This window comes from Agrobacterium sp. CFBP2214, from assembly GCF_030209895.1.
Taxonomy (GTDB): Bacteria; Pseudomonadota; Alphaproteobacteria; order Rhizobiales; family Rhizobiaceae; genus Agrobacterium; species Agrobacterium radiobacter.
In genome coordinates, this window is sequence record NZ_JARVRC010000010.1 from 99690 (window position 1) to 121515 (window position 21826).

Below are 21826 nucleotides of genomic sequence, written 5' to 3' on the forward strand. Positions count from 1 at the left end.
TTGGGAGGATTCCCTCATGGCGCACAGCAATGAAAAAGCCACCGTCCTGGCGAGGCTGGATGAGCTGGAGCGGTTTTGCCGCGCCGTTTTCCTGGCCGCTGGCACCGACGACGAAACGGCCGATGCGGCGACGCGCGCCATGATGCATGGCACGAGGCTCGGTGTGGACAGCCATGGTGTTCGCCTGCTTGCCCATTATATCACCGCGCTTGAAGGCGGGCGTCTCAATCGGCGACCGCAGATAGCCCGTGTTTCCGGCTTCGGCGCAGTGGAAACGATCGATGCCGACCACGCCCATGGCGCCCGCGCCACCTATGCGGCCATGGACAGCGCCATGTCGCTTGCGGAAAAATTCGGCATCGGCGCGGTGGCGATCCGTAACTCCTCACATTTCGGCCCGGCCGGCGCCTATGCGCTGGAAGCCGCGCGACAGGGTTATATCGGCCTCGCCTTCTGCAATTCGGACAGTTTCGTGCGCCTGCATGATGGCGCCATGCGTTTCCACGGCACCAACCCCATCGCCATTGGCGTGCCGGCAGCGGATGACATGCCCTGGCTGCTGGACATGGCCACCAGCGCGGTGCCCTATAATCGCGTTCTGCTTTACCGGAGCCTCGGCCAGCAGCTGCCGCAAGGCGTTGCCTCTGATGGAGACGGCGTCGATACGCGCGATCCGCATGCCGTTGAAATGCTTGCCCCGGTCGGCGGAGAGTTCGGGTTCAAGGGTGCGGCGCTTGCGGGAATGGTGGAGATTTTCAGCGCTGTGCTGACAGGCATGAAACTCAGCTTCGATATCGCTCCCATGGGCGGGCCGGATTTTGCCACGCCGCGCGGGCTTGGGGCCTTCGTTCTGGCGCTGAAGCCGGAAGCCTTCCTGGAGCGGGAGGCGTTCGATGAGGGCATGAAACGTTATCTCGAGGTCCTGCGGGAATCACCGGCGCGGGAAGACTGCAAGGTCATGGCGCCGGGTGACCGGGAGTGGGCGGTGGCCGCAAAACGGGAGAGGGAAGGGGCTCCTGTCGATCCCGTCACGCGGGAGGCGTTCTCGGAGCTCGCGGCAAGATTCTCGGTTAGCCCGCCCGCCTATCATTAAATCTGCCTGCGGCTTTCCGCCTTCAGCCCAGGGGTCAGGCGGGGCGCAGCAGCATGTTCGGGTGCGGATAGGCGGCGGCGGCCGGGCACAGCCTTTCGGCGACGACGGGGCGACCGATATAATAACCCTGTGCGTAATCGATCTCCATCTGCCGCACCAGTCTTAGCTGTTCCTCGGTCTCCACGCCTTCGATCAGGATCCTGTGGCCGCGGTTGCGGATGAGGCGGATCATGTCCTGCAGCATTGCCCGGCCACGCGGGGTCTTGCTGTCATGCAGGAAGGAGCGGTCGATCTTGACGGTATCGAAATCCGTCATGCGCAGCCACGAAAGGCCTGCGAAACCGGTTCCGAAATCATCCAGCCAGATATTGATGCCGAGCGTCTTCAGGTCGTTCAGACACCGCAGCACGTCCGAATGCATTTCCATGTCGACGCCTTCGGTGATTTCGAAGGCGAGCCTGTTGCCGGCAATGCCGGCCTCCACGAGAATGGCCGCGACCGAGGTGGCAAAACCCGGATTTTTCAATTGCATCGGCGAGACGTTGACGCTGACGACAGCCACCTTGTCATCGGCCAGTATCTGTTTGCAGACGGTCTTGATGGTCCACAGGCCCAGTTCCATGATCGTGCCGGTGCGCTCGGCAATCGGAATGAAAATACCGGGTGCAACAGGGTTCCCGTCCAGCAGGCGAAGCCGCATCAGCGCTTCGACCCCCGCGGTCTCATTGGTCGAGATGTTGAGAATCGGCTGGTAGACGAGGGAAACGAGATTTTCCGCGATGGCGATTTTCAGGAGGGCGGCAATGTTCTCCGTCTCGTCGCTGGTCTGCGGATCATCGGGATCGAACAGCTTCATGCAGTTGCGACCGTTGCCCTTGGCAATATAGAGCGCGCGGTCGGCTTCATTGATGATCTTTTCCAGCTTGCCGTCCGGATTGGGGCGGGTGAATGACGCACCGATGCTGACGGTGACGATGAAGGTGCCGTCCCGGCGCTGGTCATGGGCGAGCGACAGGTTTTCAACGGTGTGGCGGATCGTCTCGGCCAACTCGCCAACCTGCTGCTTGGACTTGAACGGCGCCAGCACGATGAATTCCTCACCGCCATAGCGGCCGATTGAGGCGCCGTGTTCGGTGATGGCATCCTGCAGGGCGGTGCCAACAGTCATCAGGCATTTGTCGCCCTCCTGATGGCCGTAACGGTCGTTGTATTTCTTGAAGAAGTCGACGTCGATCAGAAAAACGGCAAAGCCCTCTTCCTTCCTGATCCAATTGTCCCACAGAAGGCGCAGATGATGATCAATGGCGCGGCGGTTCTGCAGGCCCGTCAGGGAGTCGGTATTGGACAGCCGCAACAGCGCCTGGCCACGTTCGTCCGCGGCCTTCTGTTGGGCTTTTGCCTCCAGCCCGTTCACAAAGACGTGGTATCGTTCCCGGTTCAGGTTCCAGTTCACGTAAGAGGTGAAGACGAAGCAGGATATGTAGAAGGTGCCGAAGGCGAACTTGTAGAAGCTGTCTTCGGGAAACTGCGTCGCCGCCAGAAAATAGGTAACGAGAATAATGCCTGAAGACACCAGCGACAGGTGGAAGCGGAAGGTGAAAAACAGATTGGCGCCCATCATGAAGATCGCCCCGAAAACCATGTAGTAGGACATGTTTTCGGTATTGTCGGTCAGTAGCGAAGGTAACAGCCAGCCGATATAGCCCATGACGAGAGCGGTAGCGCAGGTAAGATCAAGCGCCGCAGTGCTGGCGCCATTGCGCAGCTGAATTTCCAGCGTCAGCAGCGATGAGATGACGACGGCGAAGCGTGCGAGAATGGTGTAAGATGCGACATCGGGTATCAGAATGATGTCGGTTGCGGCAAACAGCAGATAGATGAAAACAGCGGTCCACAGGCCCCGTCGGATTGAACCACGGCGGCTGCGCTCACCTTCCTGCTGGTAAAGGGCAAGAAGTTCATCAGAAAACCGGGAGTCCGGCCGCCGATAGTCTTGCTGTCCACTCACCTCTCCCAATGTGTGCTTCATGCACTTTCCCATAGTGTTGCGTATACTTTATTAAGTAACTGCTTATTCCACTCTTCCGTGTGCTGTCGCACCCAGTGCGGGTTCCCGTCGATCTCCGCCGATGTGGGCGGAGAACATGGAAAGGAAGAACGCATCATACGTTCGCAACATTAAGTTTCACTAAATCGCGTATCTGCTTTCTCCCGTACTCACGAGTGTGACCAAAAAAATACGCTAATCTACTAATGTATCCCTACACCGCACAAAAATCGAAAGCGAGTGGCCTTCCGTCTCCCAGAAACGTATAGTTAACAATGTGTTAATACTGGAGGCTGAAGTGGTGCGGGTAAAGAAGAAAAATCTTGACGGGGCAAGTCTGATTACCCCGGATACTGTCGCAAAAGAGATTTTTGCACGCAGGACGGAAACATTCGATGAGCAGTTCGCAGTTGCGAAAGCAGAGGTGGCGCTCATTCTCGAATTGGCACAACAGCAATTCGACAATCGTGTTTCGGCGCGTGAGATAATACATAGAACGGCGGGCGCACTTCATGGCCTGCGGGAAAATCTCCACTCCAGCGTGTGGGCTGAACTGATTCCGCTGGTACAGAATCACCCCGTTTCGAGCCATTTTCTGGAGGACCCGTTCACGCGGTGGTCTTTCGAAAAGCCGCGGGGTTATTCGGGCGATGCGCAGCTGCTCGATTTCATTTATGGTCACGACAGTGTTGCCGAACTGGTGAAGAAGGCTACGCCGCTAGGTGCCGCCCTTTACGATTATACGAAGGATGCCAGTTCCTCGGTCGCCGTGCGCGAGCGGCGCGATTTGCTGACACGCTTCGTTGACGAGGCTGCAGCCCGGCACGGCAATGAGACGGAAATCCTCACCATCGCGTCCGGCCATCTGCGCGAGGCGGATGCGTCCATGGCGTTGAAAGAGGGCGGGATCAAGCGCTGGGTGGCGCTCGATCAGGATCCCTTGAGCGTCGGTTCCGTCGCCCGGGATTTTAACGGTAGCTGCATCGAGGCGATCGACGGTTCCGTGCGCGATATCGTGCTGCGCACGCAGGAACTCGGCACTTTCGACCTAGTCTATGCGGCCGGTCTTTACGATTATCTGAACGACCGTGTGGCGATCAAGCTCACGCGGCGCTGCATGGAGATGCTGAAACCCGGCGGCATGTTCCTCTTCGCCAATTTCTCGGAAGACATCGTCGTCGACGGTTACATGGAGACCTTCATGAACTGGGCGCTGCTGTTGCGCTCCAAGGCGGATATGTGGCGGATCGTCAATGCCAGCGCTGATCCTTCCAGCATCGAGGCGGAGGTGTTCTTCGGGGAGAACCACAATATCGTTTACGCAACGATGCGTAAGAAGGCGTGACATCCTTCGGCCAGTCTCTGCTTGCCAATAACTATTTGCTTAAACCTCGTCGCGGGCCTAAGAATCCGCGCCGAATGCGTTGCAGGATGGAATGGCTGAAATGAAGAGATATTATTCGGATATGGGCGGTTTGCCGGGACAGACGGAACTTCTGTCGAGCAAGGCGGTGTTCAAGACCGCTTATGCGGTCATCCCCAAAACCGTCATGTCCGATATCGTGACAAGTGTGCTGCCGCACTGGACCGGCACCCGGGCCTGGATCATCGCCCGGCCGATGACGGGTTTTTCCGAAACTTTCGCGCAATATATCGTTGAGGTGCAGCCCGGCGGCGGCAGCGACCGGCCGGAACCGGACGCACGGGCCGAGGCGGCGATCTTCGTCGTTGACGGCGAAATGACCGTGGAGTTCGAAGGCGTGCAGCATGGCCTGCGAGAGGGTTCCTTTGCCTTCCTGCCTGCCGGCTCCCGCTGGCAGCTTCGCAATTCGGGCAAGGCGCCTGTCAAGTTCCACTGGGTCCGCAAGGCGTTTCAGGTGGTCGAGGGTCTGGAGCCGCCGCCGGTGATCTTCACGCATGAAGATGAAAACACTCTCTCGCCCATGCCCGACACGGACGGCAAATGGGCAACGACCCGTTTCATCGATCCGGAGGATGTACGTTACGACATGCACCTCAACATCGTCACCTTCGAGCCGGGCGCGACCATTCCCTTCATGGAAACCCATGTGATGGAACACGGCCTTTATGTGCTGGAAGGCAAGGCCGTCTACCGGCTGAACGAGGATTGGGTGGAAGTGCAGGCGGGTGACTTCATGTGGCTGCGCGCCTATTGCCCGCAGGCCTGTTATGCGGGTGGACCGGGCCGCTTCCGTTACCTGCTCTACAAGGATGTGAACCGGCACGTGAAGCTCTGGTAAGGGGCATCATAGTCACAGAACCCGGGAATTATCGCGCAATCCGAAGGTTTGCGCGATAAATGCTTGCGTTAAATCGAATATCTCTAATAAATCCGGTGATGCGGGCGGCCATTGCCGCCCCGCACCCTTTCGGCCTTCATCCGCATTTACCTCAAGAAGAATGCCCGCATGAGTGAGACGATCGATACCAACATCTTCAACCTCGCGCCCGTGGCGATGTGGATAGAAGATTTCAGCGACGTGAAAAGCCAGTTCGATATCTGGCGGTCGCAGGGCGTCGAGGATATCAGGACGTTTCTTCTCGAAGATTTATCAAGGGTTGCGGCCTGCTCCCAGAAAATCCGTGTGATCAAGGTCAACGTCAGGACGCTGGAGCTGTTCGAGGCGCGTGATCAGGCGCATCTCGTTGACAATCTGCACCGGATTTTTCGTGACGACATGCTGGAAAGCCATGTGAACGAGCTTTCCGAACTCTGGGCGGGCAAGACGGAATTCACCAGCAACGCGGTCAATTATTCAATCGGCGGCAAGCGGCTGGATATTCAGTTGCGCGGTGCGGTCATCCCCGGCCACGAAGAAACACTCGGGCGGCTGCTTTTGACCACCGAGGATGTGACGGAGCGGGAGGAGGCCCGCCGCAAGGAGCGTCTCAACCGCCGTTACGCCGAAGGCATGTTCAAACATTCGCCCGTTTCCCTGTGGGTGGAAGATTTCAGCCGGGTGCGGCGATTGATCGAGGAGGTCAGGGAGCGCGGCATCATCGATTTCCGCGTGTTCATGGATGTTCATCCCGAATTCGTGCGGCAATGCATGAGCGAAATTCGCGTCATCGACGTCAACCGCGCGACGCTCGACCTGTTCTGCGCGCCGGACCGGCAGGTTCTGTTGCAGCGGCTTGGCGATATTTTCCGCGGCGAGATGGAAAAGCCGTTCCGCGAACAGCTGATGGAGCTTTGGAACGGCAATCTCAACCACCATCGCGAGGTGGTGAATTATGCGCTTGACGGTTCGGAGCGGCACGTTCTCCTGCATTTTTCCGTTTTTCCGGGCCATGAGCACGACTGGTCGCTGGTGCAGGTGGCGTTGACGGACATTACCGCGCGCAAGAAGGCTGAAGCCTATCTCGAATATCTCGGCAAGCACGATGTGCTGACCAAGCTGCACAACCGCGCCTTCTATTCGGATGAGTTGAACAGGCTGGAGCGCAGCGCGCTCAGGCCGGTTTCTGCGATCGTTATCGATCTCAATGGCCTGAAGGACGCCAATGACAAGCTGGGGCACGATGCCGGTGACGCTTTGTTGCGGCGCATGGGAGAGGTGCTGAACGGCGTCGTGACCGCGCCGAACCATGCCGCGCGCATCGGCGGTGACGAATTCGCCATCCTTCTTCCCGGCGCCGACAAGCAGGTTGCCGCCGCCATGGTCGAAACCGTTTATGAGTTGCTGAAGATCAACAACCAGTTCTATTCCAGCGCGCCGCTCAGCCTGTCGCTGGGTGTGGCGACCAGCGAGGCCGGCGAGACGATGGAATCGCTGGTGCGCCGCGCCGATATGAATATGTACGAGCAGAAGAACGCCTATTATGCGGCCCTGCGCAACAGATCCGCCGATAATAGCGACACGACGAAGAACGGTCCGCCGGAAGCCACCTCGCTGAAGCGTCTGTTCTAAGCGGGCGGGAAACGGCACATTGCCGTCCCGTTTGCGCCATTTCCGTTTGATGCTCTGGCGATATGGCCACGCGCAGGTTCACTGCCGCCACAGGCGCTTCCCGCAAGGGCGGTCCTCCTTCCCGATTTCTGCAATAGCCATTCCCGTTTCCAAGCCGTCTCACGCCTTCACAAGCGCGTGAGACAGCTTTTGCACTGCAACAATTTCATTGCCAAATTTTACATACGTCTTAGTATGTATGTAAATGTGACCTTTTTTATGGATTCGGAGCGCAGTATGGCGAAGAGATTGAGGCAGATCGCGGCGGTGTTGTTGACAGGCATCGTTTTGGTCGGATGTAGCGATGAGCAGGCCTCAGCGCCCGGCGCGCCGCCGCCCGGTGCCGTGAAGATCGTGACGGTGAAGCAGGAAGAGCTTCCCATTACCAACGAATTGCCCGGGCGCATTGCGCCGACGCGGCTTGCCGAAGTGCGTCCGCGTGTCTCCGGCATCATCGTGGAGCGGGTGTTCGAACAGGGCTCGCTGGTGCAGGAAGGCGATGTTCTCTACCGGATCGATCCCGCGCCGTTTCAGGTGCGTGTCGACAGCGCCGAAGGCACGTTGCGCCGGGCGCAGGCCGCGCAGCTTCAGGCGCGGCAGACCGCCGACAGGCAGCAGCAGCTGCGCCGGTCCAATGTTGGTTCCCAGCAGGAATTCGACAATGCCATCGCCCAGCTGGCGCAGGCCGATGCCGAGGTAGCCGTGGCCGAAGCCGGCGTCGCGGAAGCGAAGCTCAATCTGCAATATGCCGATGTCAAAGCCCCGATCGGCGGCCGGATTGGTCGCGCACGTATTACCGAAGGCGCACTCGTCAGCGCCACCGGCTCGGAAAATCTGGCGACGATCCAGCAGCTTGATCCGATCTATGCCGACTTCACCCAGCCGGCCGCCGATCTCATCCGGCTGCGCAAGGCCCTGCAGGATGGCAAGCTGATGACCGGCCCGAACGAAGCCGAAGTCAACCTGCTGTTCGATGACGGCAGCCGCTACCCCGTTCCGGGCCGCCTGCTGTTTTCTGAAGCCGCGGTGGATGAAACAACTGGTCAGGTGACGCTGCGCGGTGAATTCCCGAACCCGAACGGCGATCTGCTGCCGGGCATGTATGTCCGCGTGCAGATTCAGCAGGGTATCCAGAAAGCGGCCTTCGCCGTGCCGCAGCAGGCGGTTCAGCGCGATGCCGGCGGTCAGGCCAGCGTGCTTGTCGTTAACGCCGAAGACACGGTCGAGCAGCGTCGCGTCAGCGTCGGCCGCTCCGTCGGCGATCGCTGGGTGATTTCCGAGGGCCTGAAGGATGGCGACCGCGTCGTGGCCGAAGGTTTCCAGAAGACCGCTCCGGGCGCGAAGGTGAAGCCGGAACCGTGGTCTGATGAGGCCGATGTCGCCACTGCCGCCGGCAGTGAGAGCGCGGCTCCCGCTGCGAAGCAATAAGGACCGATTTCATGGCACGTTTTTTCATCGATCGGCCCATTTTTGCCTGGGTCGTCGCCATCTTCATCATGCTCGCGGGCCTGCTTGCCATTCCCATGCTGCCGATTGCGCAATATCCGAATGTCGCCCCGCCGCAGATCTCCGTCTCGACCACCTATCCTGGCGCGTCGCCGGAGGATATTTACCAGAGCGTCACGCGTCCCATCGAAGAAGAGCTGAACGGTGTTCCCGGGCTGATCTACTTCGAATCGACGTCGGAATCCTCAGGTCGCATTTCCATCAACGTCACCTTTGCGCCGGGCTCCAACATCGGTGAAGCCCAGGTGGAGGTTCAAAACCGCATTGCGCGCGTTGAACCCCGCCTTCCGCAGGCAGTCACGCAGCAGGGCCTGCGTGTCGAGCAGGCGGGCACGTCGTTCCTGATGATGGTGGCGCTCACCTCCGTCGACGGCAACACGGATGCCATCGGTCTAGGTGATTATCTCAGCCGCAACGTTCTGGGTGAGTTGCGCCGCGTTCCCGGCGTCGGCAGCGCGCAATTGTTCGCCACCCAGCGCTCCATGCGTATCTGGATGGACCCGGACAAGATGCTGGGCCTCAGCCTGACCTCGAACGACGTCATCGGCGCCATCCAGGCGCAGAACTCGCAGGTTGCCGCTGGCCGCATCGGCGCATCGCCAAATCCCATCGGCCAGCAGATTTCCGCAACCGTCAACGTGCAGGGTCAGCTCACCTCGCCGGAAGAGTTCGGCTCCATCGTGCTGCGTGCCAATCCGGACGGTTCATCCGTCCGGCTGCGCGATGTCGCGCGTGTGGAAGTGGGCGGTGAAAGCTATAACTTCTCGAGCCGCCTGAACGGCAAGCCAAGCGCCGCCATTGGCGTGCAGCTTTCGCCCACCGGCAATGCGCTGCAGACCTCCGAGGGCGTTCGCGCCACGATGGAGGAGCTGTCGCGGTATTTCCCGCCGGGTCTGGAATACGAAATTCCCTATGACACCAGCCCCTTCGTCAAGATTTCGATCGAGAAGGTCATTCACACGCTGCTCGAGGCCATCATCCTCGTCTTCGTGGTGATGTTCGTTTTCCTGCAGAATATCCGCTACACGATCATTCCGACACTGGTAGTGCCCGTGGCGCTGCTCGGCACCTGCGCCATCATGTATGTCTCGGGTTTCTCGATCAACGTTCTGACCATGTTCGCCATGGTTCTCGCCATCGGCATTCTGGTGGATGACGCGATTGTCGTCGTTGAGAATGTCGAGCGCATCATGGCGGAAGAGCGTCTGTCGCCCAAGGAGGCCACCCGCAAGGCGATGGGCCAGATTTCCGGCGCGATCATCGGCATCACGCTGGTGCTGACGGCCGTGTTCGTGCCCATGGCCTTCTTCCCGGGCGCCGTCGGCATCATCTACCAGCAGTTCAGCCTGACCATGGTGGTGTCGATCCTGTTCTCCGGCTTCCTTGCCCTGTCGCTCACGCCGGCGCTCTGCGCGTCGTTCCTGAAGCCCATCAAGGCCGGGCACCATGAGAAGAAAGGCTTCTTCGGCTGGTTCAACCGCGGCTTCGACAAGGCCTCGCACAAATATTCCTCGTCAGTCGGCAGCATCATCAAGCGCTCCGGCCGCTTCATGGTCATTTACGCGGCGTTGCTGGTCGGCCTCGGCTGGGCGTATATGCAACTGCCGAGCTCGTTCCTTCCGAACGAAGATCAGGGCTACCTGATTGTTGACATTCAGGCACCGGCGGAAGCCAGCAGTGATCGTACGCTGCAATCCATCCAGCAGATCGAAAAGATCTTCATGGAAGAGCCGGCGGTGGATCGTGTGATTGCGGTTTCGGGTTTCTCCTTCTCCGGCTCCGGCCAGAATGCCGGTCTGGCCTTCGCCACCTTGAAGGACTGGAGCGAACGCGGACCGAATGATTCCGCCGCCGCCATATCGGCGCGCGTCAATGCCAAGCTGTGGGGTCTTCCGGACGCCATGTCCTTCGCGCTGTCGCCGCCGCCAATCCAGGGCCTCGGCAATTCCAGCGGCTTCACCTTCCGCCTGCAGGATCGCGCGGGTGCGGGACAGGCTGCTCTCAGCGCTGCCGGTGCGCAACTGATGGCCGCTGCCCGTCAGAGCCCCATCCTTGCCGGCCTTCGCATTGAAGGCATGCCGGATGCGGCGCAGGTCAACCTGATCATCGACCGTGAGAAAGCCAATACGTTCGGCGTCACCTTCAGCGATATCAACGCCACCATCTCGGCCAATATGGGCTCGTCCTACGTCAATGACTTCCCCAATGCCGGCCGCATGCAGCGCGTGACGGTGCAGGCGGAGCAGGGCCAGCGCATGAAGACGGAGGATCTCCTGAACCTCAACGTCCGCAATGCCAATGGCGGCATGGTGCCGGTGAGTTCGTTTGCCACGGTGGAATGGGTGCGCGGTCCCTCGCAGGTGGTCGGTTATAACGGCTATCCGGCTGTCCGTATCGGCGGCCAGTCCGCACCGGGTTATTCTTCCGGTGACGCCATTGCCGAAATGGAGCGTCTGGCGAGCGAATTGCCTGCTGGTTTCGGTTTCGAATGGACCGGTCAGTCGCTGCAGGAAATCCAGTCCGGTTCGCAGGCGCCGGCATTGATCGGGCTCAGCGTTCTGTTCGTCTTCCTGCTGCTCGCAGCACTTTACGAAAGCTGGTCCATTCCGCTCTCCGTCATGCTGGTGGTGCCGCTTGGCGTCATCGGCTCGGTGGCGGCTGTCATGCTGCGCGGCATGCCGAACGACGTCTACTTCCTGGTGGGCCTCGTCGCCATCATCGGCCTGTCCGCAAAGAACGCTATCCTGATCATCGAATTCGCCAAGGATTTGCGGGCGGAAGGAAAATCCACCTATGATGCGACGGTGGAGGCGGCGCACTTGCGCTTCCGGCCGATCCTGATGACGTCGCTTGCCTTCTCGCTCGGCGTGCTGCCAATGGCGATCGCCTCCGGTGCGAGTGCGGCGAGCCAGAATGCCATCGGCACCGGCGTTCTGGGTGGCATGATCTCGGCGACGATCCTCGCGATCTTCTTCGTCCCCGTCTTCTTCGTCTTTGTCATGAAGATTTTCGGGGATCGGAAGAAGGAGAAAGAGATTGCTGCTGACGCCGTATCGCCGGCGGAATAAAACGGGTGTGAAGGCCGGGCCAAAAGTCATGTGAATGCGTTCATCTGATTGACAGCCCGGCACTGCAAAGAAGGCACGGTGCGAAAGCGCCGTGCCGCGATTGGAAGGAGACATGAGCATGCGCCGAACCAAGGCCGAGGCAGAAGAGACGCGTCAGGCGATCCTTGCCGCTGCCGAGCGGGTGTTCTTCAAAAAGGGTGTTGCCAACAGCTCTCTCGATGAGGTGGCGGCTGCCGCCGGCGTCACGCGCGGAGCGATCTACTGGCATTTTTCCAGTAAGAGCGATCTCTTTATCGGCCTCTATCAATCGGTGTCCCTGCCGGAATCGGATCTGCTCGATTTCGGCGACCCCGACCTCAAAGGGCTGGCTCTGCTGGCCAAGATCGAGGAAGCGGCCTGCAAGTGGCTGACGCTGCTTTCAAAAGATGAGCAACGCCAGCGCATCATGACCATCAGCCTGCGCACCAATTACTCGGATGAGTTCGCCCCGGTGCTGCACGCGCAGGAGGAACTAGACCGGTATCACAAGGATCGGCTCGAGGGCGCTTTCGCGCGGGCGCAGGCGGAAGGTGCATTCAACGACAACTGGACGGCGGACTCTGCGCTCGACGCGCTCTACTGGCTGCTGAAAGGCATGTGCTCCGACTGGCTGCTGTTCGGCAAGCGTTTCGATCTGGCCAGGGAGGGCGCCGAAGCCGTGCACCGTCTGATGAAGGGTTTCCAGCGCTCCTCCGCATCCTGACAGGACTTTCACGACCTTCTGGCTTGCAGTTCATACGGTCAAATTTGAGTGTATTCTAAAACACCAGCGAAAATTGCTTTACGTACCTCAAAACGGACGCTAGCTTCTTCTTCGAGCTTTGGGAGGAGTTCGTAGATGGTCATTTCAAATAAAATTAAGGGGCAAGCGCCGTCCGTTCCTGCGGGACACCGGTGACGGCACATGGCTTTTGCTGACGAATCTCCAGACCATGCCCTTATCCGGACGGTTGGGCTGTCGAAGTCTTTCGGGCCGGTACAGGTTTTGAAAGATATCGAGATCGCGGTGCGTGCCGGTGAGGTCCACGCGATCATAGGCGAGAACGGTGCCGGCAAGTCGACGCTGATGAAGCTTCTGGCCGGCAATGAAAAGCCGTCGGGCGGGGAAATCCGCATCGATGGCGAAGCCGTGGCGCTGAGCGGCCCTGTGGATGCCGAACATCGCGGCATTGTTCTCGTGCATCAGGAAATATTGCTGGCGCCCGATTTGACGGTGGCGCAGAACATCTATCTCGGCCGCGAAGTACGCAGGGGCGCCATGGTGGACGACCGCGCCATGCGCGCCGGCGCCCGCAAGGCGATCGCCGATCTTGGCGGTACGATCGATCCGGACGCCATTGTCGGCAGCCTGTCGATTGCCCAGCGGCAGCTGGTGCAGATCGCCCGCGTTCTGCTCGTGCCGCATCGCGTGGTCATTTTCGATGAGCCGACGGCGAGCCTTACGCCCATCGAAACGGACGCGCTGCTGAATGTCATCAGGGACATCCGGGCAAAGGGCGTGGCCGTGCTTTACATTTCGCATCGTCTGCCGGAAGTGAAGGAGATTGCCGACCGGGTGACGGTTCTGCGTGACGGCAAGCTGATCGCCTCCCATCCGGCATCGGCGCTGGAGCCTGCCGATATGGCGCGGCTCATGGTGGGGCGCGACGTAGCCAAGCTTTATCCGGACCGCGCCGCCGGCGGCGAGCACGAGCCGGTTCTGCAGGTGGAGCATTTTACCGTTCCGGGTTATGCAGAGGATGCCGGTTTCAGCCTGCGCAGGGGCGAAATTCTCGGTTTTGCCGGTCTCGTTGGCGCCGGCAGAACGGAACTCATGGAAGGAATACTCGGCCTGCGCGCCGGTCGGGGAACCGTGCGGCATCACGGCAGGCCGGTGCATTTCGCAAAGGCGGAAGACAGCCTGAAGGCCGGCATCGTTTATCTGAGCGAGGACCGCAAGGGCAAGGGGCTGCTGCTTGGCAAGGATCTGCGGATCAACCTGACACTGGCCTCGCTCAGGAAATTCAGCCGGATGTTCCAGATCGACACGCGGCGCGAAACGGCGGCGCTCGATGATGCGGTGCGCGACTTCGATATTCGCACTGGCCGCAAGGATTTGCTTGCGGGCCAGCTCTCCGGCGGCAACCAGCAGAAGCTGCTGCTCGCCAAGATGATGCTGCTCGATCCCTCCATCGTCATCATCGACGAACCGACACGGGGCATCGACATCGGCACCAAGGAGCAGATTTACCGCTTTATCGCCAAGCTCGCGGATGAGGGGCGCTCGATCATCGTTGTTTCCTCGGAAATGCCGGAGCTGATCGGCATCTGCGATCGTATTCTTGTGATGCGTTCGGGCCGGATCGTCGGTGAGGTGACAGGTGAGCGCATGACCGAAAACGACATCGTGGCGCTGGCGACGGGCGTTCATACGCAGGAACCTGCCTGAGCGCCCGTGTCGCGGGAAATATGGCCTGATAAAGAAACTGAGGGAAAACATGACTGAGGCCGCATTTGATAACGGCAAAACGCCGAAGACCTCGAAGGACTGGGACCTGCGAGCGGTTGCGCCTTTCGTGGCGCTGGCCCTGCTGCTGGTTCTCGGCACCATCGCCAATCCCAATTTCATCGGCATCGATAATCTGTTGAATGTCGTCACCCGCAGCGCCTTCATCGCCATCATCGCGCTCGGGGCCACCTATGTCATCACGTCAGGCGGGCTTGATCTGTCGGTCGGCGCCATGGTCGCATTTGTCGCCAGCCTGATGATCCTGTTCATGAATAGCGGTGTCATCGCCAGTCCGCTTTTGATGCTGCTTACCGCCATGGCGCTGGCGCTCGCCATCGGGGCTGCCTGCGGGCTGACAAACGGCCTCATCACTACCATCGGCCGCATCGAACCTTTCATCGCCACGCTCGGCACCATGGGCATTTATCGCGGCTTGACCACGTGGCTGTCGCAGGGCGGCGCGATCACGCTGCGCAACCCGGAAATCCAGACGCTTTATCGCCCGGTCTATTTCGGTAATGTCTTTGGTGTGCCGGTGCCTGTCATCGTCATCTTCGTCACCGCCGCAATAGCCGCCTTCGTGCTTTATCGCACCCGCTATGGCCGGCATCTCACGGCCGTCGGCTCCAGTGAGGATGTGGCGCGTTACTCCGGCATTTCGGTCGCACGGGTGCGCACCATCGCTTATGTGGTGCAGGGGCTCTGCGTCGCCGTTGCGGTGCTGCTTTATGTGCCGCGTCTTGCCTCCACCTCGGCCACGACAGGCATGTTGTGGGAGCTGCAGGCGATCACCGCCGTCGTCGTCGGCGGCACGGCGCTGAGAGGCGGGGTAGGGCGCATCTGGGGTACAATCTGCGGCGCCTTCATTCTGGAGATCGTCGGCAACATCATGATCCTGTCGAACTTCGTCAGCGAATATCTGATCGGCGCCATTCAGGGCGCGATCATCATCATCGCCATGCTGGTGCAGCGCTCGCTCAGCCGCAGGTGACGTATCACGCCGCGCCATGTGGGGCAGGCGCGGTTGAAGGAGGAACGCCCCGGTCTTGGGAGGAAAGAGACTATGCGTAGTAAATTCATCGGCGTGGCCTTTGCCGCGCTGGCCACGGTGCTTGCGGGTTCAGTACACGCACAGGACAAGAAGGTCACCATCGGCGTGTCCATTCCGGCGGCCGACCATGGCTGGACGGCAGGCGTCGTCTATCATGCCGAGCGTGTGGCGAAGCTGTTGATGCAGGAGCATCCGGGGCTCAACATCATCGTCAAGACGTCGCCGGATGCCGCCAATCAGGCGAATGCGCTTCAGGACCTTGCCGTGCAGGGGCTCGATGCACTTGTCGTGCTGCCGTCCGATCCGGATCCGCTCGTCAACGCCATCAAGGAGATCAAGGACAAGGGCACCTTCGTCGCGCTCGTCGACCGCGCGCCGAGCGTCAACGACAATTCGATCCGCGATCTCTACGTTGCCGGCAACAACCCCGCGCTTGGCCAGGTGGCCGGCGAATACATCAAGAAGACGACGCCGGATGCCGAAGTCGTGGTCATTCGCGGCCTGCCGATCCCGATCGACCAGCAGCGCCAGGATGGTTTCGACAAGGGTATTGCCGGTTCCAGCGTCAAGGTTCTCGACCGCCAGTACGGCAACTGGAACCGCGACGACGCCTTCCGCGTGATGCAGGACTATCTGACCAAATACAAGAAGATCGACGTGGTCTGGTGTCAGGACGACGACATGGCGATCGGCGTGCTGGAGGCTATCCAGCAGGCGAAACGTACCGATATCAAGTATATCGTTGCGGGCGCCGGTTCCAAGGACATGATCAAGAAGGTCATGGACGGCGACAAGCTGGTCCCGGTCGACGTGCTCTATCCGCCCGCAATGGTGGCGACAGCCATGCAGCTGACGGCCGGGCATTTCTACGATCAGGTGCCGGTCGCGGGTGAGTATATCCTCGATGCGACCCTGATCACCAAGGACAATGCCGAGCAGTTCTACTTCCCGGATTCGCCGTTCTGATCTGATTTTCAGCTAACATCTACGCCCGCCGCAAGGCGGGCGTTTCATTTGGTGGCTTACCCGTTCTTCCTGAACCACGCCGAGAGATAATCGACAAAGCTGCGCACCTTGGCGGGCAGGTAGCGGCGATGCGGATAGACCGCATAAATGCCCCTGTCCTTGGAAATATAATCGTCGAACAGCGTCACCAGCTCACCGGACTGGATGTAGGGTCTGGCGATGAAATCCGGCACCAAGGCGATGCCGAGACCAGCGCGCGCCGCGCGCAACGTCGCCTGCGGGCTGTTGACCTCGATCGGCCCACTGATGGTGACCGAATTCGAGCCGCCATCCGGCTCCAGATACCGCACTGTATTATGAAAACGCGTATTGGTGTCGATGATGAAAGGCACGCGGGAGAAATCCTGCGGGCCGTCTAGCGGCCCGTGTTGCGCCACGAAATCCGCCGTCGCCACCGCATAGACCCGGAAATCGGAAAGCTTGCGGGCGATCAGACCCGAATCTTCCAGTCGGGTGATTCGAACCGCGAGATCGAAACCTTCCTCGATCAGGTCGACGAATCGGTCTTCCGCAACGATTTCCAGCGACAGTTCCGGATTTTCCTTGGCAAAATCGATCAGGCTCTGGCCGACATCGGCATCGATGAAGGTGCGGGGAACGGAAATTTTGAGCTTCCCCTTCAGATCGGCATTCTTTTCACGCACCAGATCGGCGAGGTTATCGATCTCCTTCAGAATATCGGAAGCGGTGCGGTAATAGGTATGACCGGCTTCCGTCAGCGAGAACTGCCGGGTGGTGCGGTTGAGGAGCAGTGCGCCGAGATCATCTTCCAGTTCCCGCACATATTTGGACAGAAGCGCCTTGGAGCGCCCGGTCTTGCGCGCCGCGGCGGAAAACCCCTCAGCTTCGACAACATCGATAAAGGCGCGGATGCGGGTCAGCGTGTCCATGAAAATCCTCCGGTTCGTTCCATATAATTGAACGTGCGCAAGTCACTGTTCAACCCTTAATTCACTGCTGAAAAAATCCGCTCTTTGGTGAAAAATTCCTCTTGATTATGACTGCGAATATTCTTATCTCCCGTGCTGCCCAAAGTCGCACGTGCCCATGTGTGTCCGCCGAGTCCTCGATGTGGTGAGGATTTAGGTAAGGTACCTGGAACTAACCCCTCCAGTCGCTATTCCGGCCAACCGGGAAATGCGAGGACATATGAAGCAACGACGGTGCGGGCCTTTCTGGTTCTCTGCCGGCTTTCCATCAGCCGGGGTACTGAAGAGGCACACCATCATTGCCTGAAGTGCGGTCGGGTCATTCCCTCCAATCGATGGCAGACAAAGCCGAATGATGCTCTGGCAGGGCGTCGTTCACATTCGCGCCTTGAGCGTATGCTATCGAGTCTGCGCCTCCACCGGCTGATTCGTATGCATATCTCGAGCGTCCTTTGTCCTTCGGATTTTTCCGAAGTCGGTTTAACAGGGAATATATCGATGACGACTGCACGCATTCTCGACTTCATCAAGACCCGACGTCCCGAAGGCCCTTGCCTCGTGGTTGATCTCGACGTCGTGCGCGACAATTTCAACGCTTTCCGGCACTCCCTGCCGAACAGCGCCATCTATTACGCCGTCAAGGCAAACCCGGCTCCCGAAATCCTGAAGCTGCTCGCTTCGCTCGGCTCCAACTTCGATTGCGCCTCCGTGGCTGAAATCCAGATGGCGCTTGATGCGGGTGCGACTTCCGACCGTATCTCCTTCGGCAACACCATCAAGAAGGAACGCGATGTTGCACGCGCTCATGCGCTCGGCATCGATCTCTTCGCCGTTGATAGCCACGAGGAAGTCGAGAAGGTTGCCCGTGCCGCTCCCGGCGCACGCGTGTTCTGCCGCGTGCTGACGGATGGCGAAGGCGCCGAATGGCCGCTGTCGCGCAAGTTCGGCTGCGTGCCGCAGATGGCTGTCGACGTTCTGGTCTATGCGCATCAGCTCGGCCTCGAATCCTACGGCGTATCCTTCCACGTAGGTTCGCAGATGATGAATCTCGACGCATGGGATGCGGCGCTGGCCGATGCCAAGCGCGTCTTCGCTTCGCTTGCCAAGCAGGGCATCCACCTGCAGATGGTCAACATGGGCGGTGGTTTCCCGACCAAGTACCTGCGCGACGTTCCGGCTGCCGAAGAATACGGCCAGGCGATCGACACGGCGCTGCGCAAGCACTTCGGCAACCAGATCCCGAAGACGATCATCGAGCCGGGCCGCGGCATGGTCGGCAATGCCGGCGTCATCAAGGCGGAAGTTGTTCTCGTGTCGCGCAAGTCCGACAACGACAACCACCGCTGGGTGTTCCTCGACATCGGCAAGTTCGGCGGTCTCGCCGAGACGATGGATGAGGCTATCCGTTACCCGATCCGCACCGAGCGCGACCAGGACGAGATGGAGCCCTGCGTTCTGGCCGGCCCGACCTGCGACAGCGCCGATGTGCTGTATGAAAAGAACATGTACCCGCTGCCGGTCTCGCTGACCATCGGCGACGAAGTTCTGATCGAAGGCACCGGCGCCTATACGACGACCTATTCGGCCGTTGCCTTCAATGGCTTCGAGCCGCTGAAGGCTTACATCATCTGATCCGAACGCCGTCCGCTGAGCAGGGCGGCGTCTCGACCAAGTTTCCGTTCCGGCTTTGCCGATTGTGCTGATGCGCAAATCCCTGCTTGCTGCACCTCTTCCAGCCGAGGAAAGCGTGTCGGCGGGCCGGAACGGCTCCACCATTTTTTTATCAAGGGCCGCGTGTGGGCGGTAGTGTGACGGGAGGCCAAGGATGGCCGCTCTTTTGAATTCGGTACGGGCATTTTTCACACCGCAGACATTTCATGTCGATCAGGAAAATCCGGGCGATGTCGTCGCCCGTGAGAACCTGCTGGACCGCGCCATGGGCGCCGGCCGCCGCCGCAAGTCTTCCGAGAAGCTGCGCGCCGGTCGCGTTCCGGCCGAAGGTCTGGCACTCGTCGCCCGCGATGAGGATGGCCATGTCATCGGCACGGTGCGCCTGTGGAATGTCGAGGCCGGTATCTCCCGCGAAGGTCGCGCCGTCGAAGCGCTGCTGCTCGGCCCGCTGGCTGTCGATGCCGCCCATGAGGGCAAGGGCATCGGCTCGGCGCTGATGCGTGCCGCCATTGGCGAAGCCACCAAGCGCGGCCACGGCGCCGTTCTTCTGGTTGGCGACGCCCCTTATTACGAACGTTTCGGCTTCTTCGCCGACAAGGCCCAGCATCTCATCATGCCCGGCCCGTTCGAGCGCAGCCGTTTCCTGGCGCTGGAACTGAAAGCAGGCTGGCTGGAAGGCGCTGCCGGTCTGCTGGTGGCAAGCGGCCGCAGGCTCTCTGCCTGAACGAACCTCGCTGCTGATATCAAACCCCGGCCCAAAGCCGGGGTTTATTGTTTCTGCTATATGGCCAAGGGAGGTGGCCCTTGCCCGCCGATAATTCCCGAGCACCTCTTGCGCGCAAAAATTTACGGGTATATACCCGAGACAAATGCCAAACGATAGTTGCCACTGCATCCTGTTGCGCAAAGCATCCCGTAAGGTCTCGTCCTATTATGACGAGGCCCTGGCGCCGCTTGGCGTCAATATCGGTCAGTTCAGCCTGCTGCGGAACATCAACCGCACCGCGCCCGTCTCGCTAACCGATCTGGCCGCGCGGGTGGAACTGGATCGCTCCACCGTTGGCCGCAATGCCAAGGTGCTGGCTCGTATGGGTCTGGTGGCCATCGGCCATGGCGAGGATCAGCGGGAAGCGATGCTGACGGTGACGACGGAAGGACACGCGATCCTGAAGGCGGGTGCGCCGCTCTGGGATGGGGTACAGGATGAAATCGAGGCCCGGCTTGGGCCCGAAAAGACAGCACAATTGCAGGAACTGCTCGCAGCCCTGTAATCTTTGGGGATATGCGGGTATCTGCCCGCAATATAGGGTATATACCCGTAAAATATCGGCCACGGCCGCTGGAAAGGGAATTTGAACATGCTCTCCACACGCCTCGCCAGCTGGATGGCCGGCAGAAATCTGCATTATGGCTGGCTCGTTGCCGCAACCACCTTTCTGACCATGCTGGCCACCGCCGGTGCGATGGGATCTGCAGGGGTGATGATCCAGCCGCTGCATCAGGAATTCGGCTGGGATATTGCCGATATTTCCTCGGCAATGGCCGTCAGGCTGGTGCTTTTTGGCCTGCTTGGACCTTTTGCCGCCGCCTTCATGAATCATTTCGGCGTCCGGCAGGTGGTGTCCACTGCGCTTGCCCTGATCATGGGCGGCATCGTCGCCTCCTTCTTCATGACCGAGGTATGGCAATTGCTGCTGCTCTGGGGCGTGGTGATCGGTGTCGGCACCGGCATGACCGCCCTGGTATTGGGCGCCACCGTGGCGGCTCGCTGGTTTTCCAAGCGTCGCGGATTGGTGATCGGCCTCATGACGGCGAGCAACGCCACCGGCCAGCTGGTCTTTCTGCCGCTGCTGGCGGCGCTGACGGAAGCCTATGGCTGGCGAACCGCCCTTACCCTGTCCGTGGCGGTAATTGCCACGGCCATGGTTCTCGTCCTGCTTTTGATGCGCGACCATCCTGCCGATGTCGGCCTGCCGGCCTATGGCGAGACCGTGGTGGCAAAGCCGGCCAAGCAGGATCACAATCTTCTCGCCACATTGCTATCGCCGCTGGTGACGCTGAAGAGCGTATCGGGCAACCCGGTCTTCTGGGTGCTTTTCGGCACATTTTTTGTCTGCGGGCTTTCGACCAACGGTCTTATCCAGACACACTGGATTTCAATCTGCGGTGATTTCGGCATGGCAGCGGTGACGGCGGCGGGCACACTGGCGGTAATCGGCATCTTCGATTTCTTCGGCACGATCTTCGCCGGCTGGCTTTCCGACCGGTTCGACAATCGCTTCCTGCTGTTCTGGTTCTACGGTCTGCGCGGCCTGTCCCTGCTCTATCTCTCATTCTCGGGGTTCAGCTTCGTGGAACTTTCGGTCTTTACCGTCTTCTACGGGCTGGACTGGGTGGCGACCGTGCCGCCGACGGTGAAACTTGCCGCCGAGAATTTCGGTCGCGAAAAGGCCGGTCTCGTTTTCGGCTGGGTCTTTGCCGGCCACCAGCTGGGAGCCGCCACCGCCGCCTTTGGCGCCGGTTTCTTCAAGAGCGACTTCGACACCTATATGCCCGCGCTGCAGATTGCCGGTCTGATGTGCATGATCGCGGCCGTCTCGGTTCTGCTTCTGCGCAAGCCCGGTTCCGCGCGCCTCACGCCCCAGACCGCGTGAGAGAGGTGATGCACTGAAAAAGGCCTGTTGATGCGGGCCTTTTTTGTATTTTCCGAGCATGTGCCGGGTGCGGCGTGCACCGCTGCTCGATCGCCGGACGGTTTTGTTGCGCAATTGTCACAATGCGTGCCGGTTATCAGCTCCCTTGCGTGATCGGCACGCCGGTTTGATCCATCTCAATCGGCCTGCCTTTCCCGTTGTCATACTGGCTCCCAAGCGGTTGCGGCCAAGCGAAGATTCGCCAGGCCCGCCGTCATCAGCCGGTTTCCGGGGACTTGCCCGG

The 21826-nt window shown here is 60.0% G+C and carries 16 protein-coding genes; 14 read left to right on the plus strand and 2 right to left on the minus strand.

The window, feature by feature from the left end; genetic code table 11:
- Nucleotides 1-16: 16 nt before the first annotated feature.
- A complete protein-coding gene (locus QRN60_RS21760; protein WP_162686920.1) occupies nucleotides 17-1093 on the plus strand; it encodes an Ldh family oxidoreductase in 1077 nt (358 codons plus the stop codon).
- Nucleotides 1094-1127: 34 nt separating this feature from the next.
- On the opposite strand, the gene QRN60_RS21765 is transcribed toward QRN60_RS21760, so the two are convergent.
- A complete protein-coding gene (locus QRN60_RS21765) occupies nucleotides 1128-3122 on the minus strand; it encodes a putative bifunctional diguanylate cyclase/phosphodiesterase (protein WP_111785052.1) in 1995 nt (664 codons plus the stop codon).
- A 316-nt stretch (nucleotides 3123-3438) separates the two neighbouring features.
- Between QRN60_RS21765 and QRN60_RS21770 the strand changes: the two genes are divergently transcribed.
- The 9 genes from QRN60_RS21770 (at nucleotide 3439) to QRN60_RS21810 (ending at nucleotide 16229) form a co-directional block, all read left to right on the plus strand.
- Entirely contained in the window at nucleotides 3439-4485 is a 1047-nt protein-coding gene (locus QRN60_RS21770) for a class I SAM-dependent methyltransferase (protein WP_003506575.1), read from the plus strand.
- Nucleotides 4486-4576: 91 nt separating this feature from the next.
- Complete coding sequence (locus tag QRN60_RS21775) at nucleotides 4577-5401, plus strand: bifunctional allantoicase/(S)-ureidoglycine aminohydrolase (protein WP_111817731.1); 825 nt, start codon at nucleotides 4577-4579, stop codon at nucleotides 5399-5401.
- Nucleotides 5402-5569: 168 nt separating this feature from the next.
- The gene (locus QRN60_RS21780; RefSeq protein ID WP_035213033.1) at nucleotides 5570-7072 is read left to right on the plus strand and encodes a sensor domain-containing diguanylate cyclase; all 1503 of its coding nucleotides are present in this window, start codon (nucleotides 5570-5572) and stop codon (nucleotides 7070-7072) included.
- 276 nt (nucleotides 7073-7348) lie between these two features.
- A complete protein-coding gene (locus QRN60_RS21785; protein ID WP_003506580.1) occupies nucleotides 7349-8539 on the plus strand; it encodes an efflux RND transporter periplasmic adaptor subunit in 1191 nt (396 codons plus the stop codon).
- 11 nt (nucleotides 8540-8550) lie between these two features.
- Nucleotides 8551-11685, plus strand: a complete 3135-nt coding sequence (locus QRN60_RS21790) for a multidrug efflux RND transporter permease subunit (protein ID WP_111817730.1) — start codon at nucleotides 8551-8553, stop codon at nucleotides 11683-11685.
- Nucleotides 11686-11803: 118 nt separating this feature from the next.
- The gene (locus tag QRN60_RS21795; RefSeq protein WP_080865101.1) at nucleotides 11804-12427 is read left to right on the plus strand and encodes a TetR family transcriptional regulator; all 624 of its coding nucleotides are present in this window, start codon (nucleotides 11804-11806) and stop codon (nucleotides 12425-12427) included.
- A gap of 201 nt (nucleotides 12428-12628) precedes the next feature.
- Nucleotides 12629-14152, plus strand: coding sequence for a sugar ABC transporter ATP-binding protein (locus tag QRN60_RS21800; RefSeq protein WP_080864946.1), 1524 nt, complete (start codon nucleotides 12629-12631; stop codon nucleotides 14150-14152).
- 49 nt (nucleotides 14153-14201) lie between these two features.
- Nucleotides 14202-15203: an ABC transporter permease gene (locus tag QRN60_RS21805; protein WP_003506587.1), complete on the plus strand. Its 1002-nt coding sequence runs from the start codon at nucleotides 14202-14204 to the stop codon at nucleotides 15201-15203.
- Between the two features lie 72 nt (nucleotides 15204-15275).
- Nucleotides 15276-16229 (plus strand): substrate-binding domain-containing protein, encoded by a 954-nt coding sequence (locus QRN60_RS21810; protein WP_020011756.1) that lies wholly within the window; start codon nucleotides 15276-15278, stop codon nucleotides 16227-16229.
- A 56-nt stretch (nucleotides 16230-16285) separates the two neighbouring features.
- Here QRN60_RS21810 and QRN60_RS21815 read toward each other — a convergent pair whose 3' ends face one another.
- Entirely contained in the window at nucleotides 16286-17179 is an 894-nt protein-coding gene (locus QRN60_RS21815) for a LysR family transcriptional regulator (protein ID WP_003506591.1), read from the minus strand.
- Between the two features lie 537 nt (nucleotides 17180-17716).
- On the opposite strand from QRN60_RS21815, the gene odc2 reads away from it, so the two are divergent.
- The 4 genes from odc2 to QRN60_RS21835 all read left to right on the plus strand — a co-directional run bounded on the left by odc2 (nucleotide 17717) and on the right by QRN60_RS21835 (nucleotide 21543).
- Nucleotides 17717-18850 (plus strand): ornithine/lysine decarboxylase, encoded by a 1134-nt coding sequence (odc2, locus tag QRN60_RS21820; RefSeq protein WP_003506594.1) that lies wholly within the window; start codon nucleotides 17717-17719, stop codon nucleotides 18848-18850.
- Nucleotides 18851-19043: 193 nt separating this feature from the next.
- A complete protein-coding gene (locus QRN60_RS21825) occupies nucleotides 19044-19613 on the plus strand; it encodes a GNAT family N-acetyltransferase (protein ID WP_003506595.1) in 570 nt (189 codons plus the stop codon).
- 145 nt (nucleotides 19614-19758) lie between these two features.
- Nucleotides 19759-20160, plus strand: a complete 402-nt coding sequence (locus QRN60_RS21830; protein WP_020813368.1) for a MarR family winged helix-turn-helix transcriptional regulator — start codon at nucleotides 19759-19761, stop codon at nucleotides 20158-20160.
- Nucleotides 20161-20247: 87 nt separating this feature from the next.
- Nucleotides 20248-21543 (plus strand): MFS transporter, encoded by a 1296-nt coding sequence (locus QRN60_RS21835; protein WP_111817729.1) that lies wholly within the window; start codon nucleotides 20248-20250, stop codon nucleotides 21541-21543.
- Nucleotides 21544-21826: the final 283 nt, after the last annotated feature.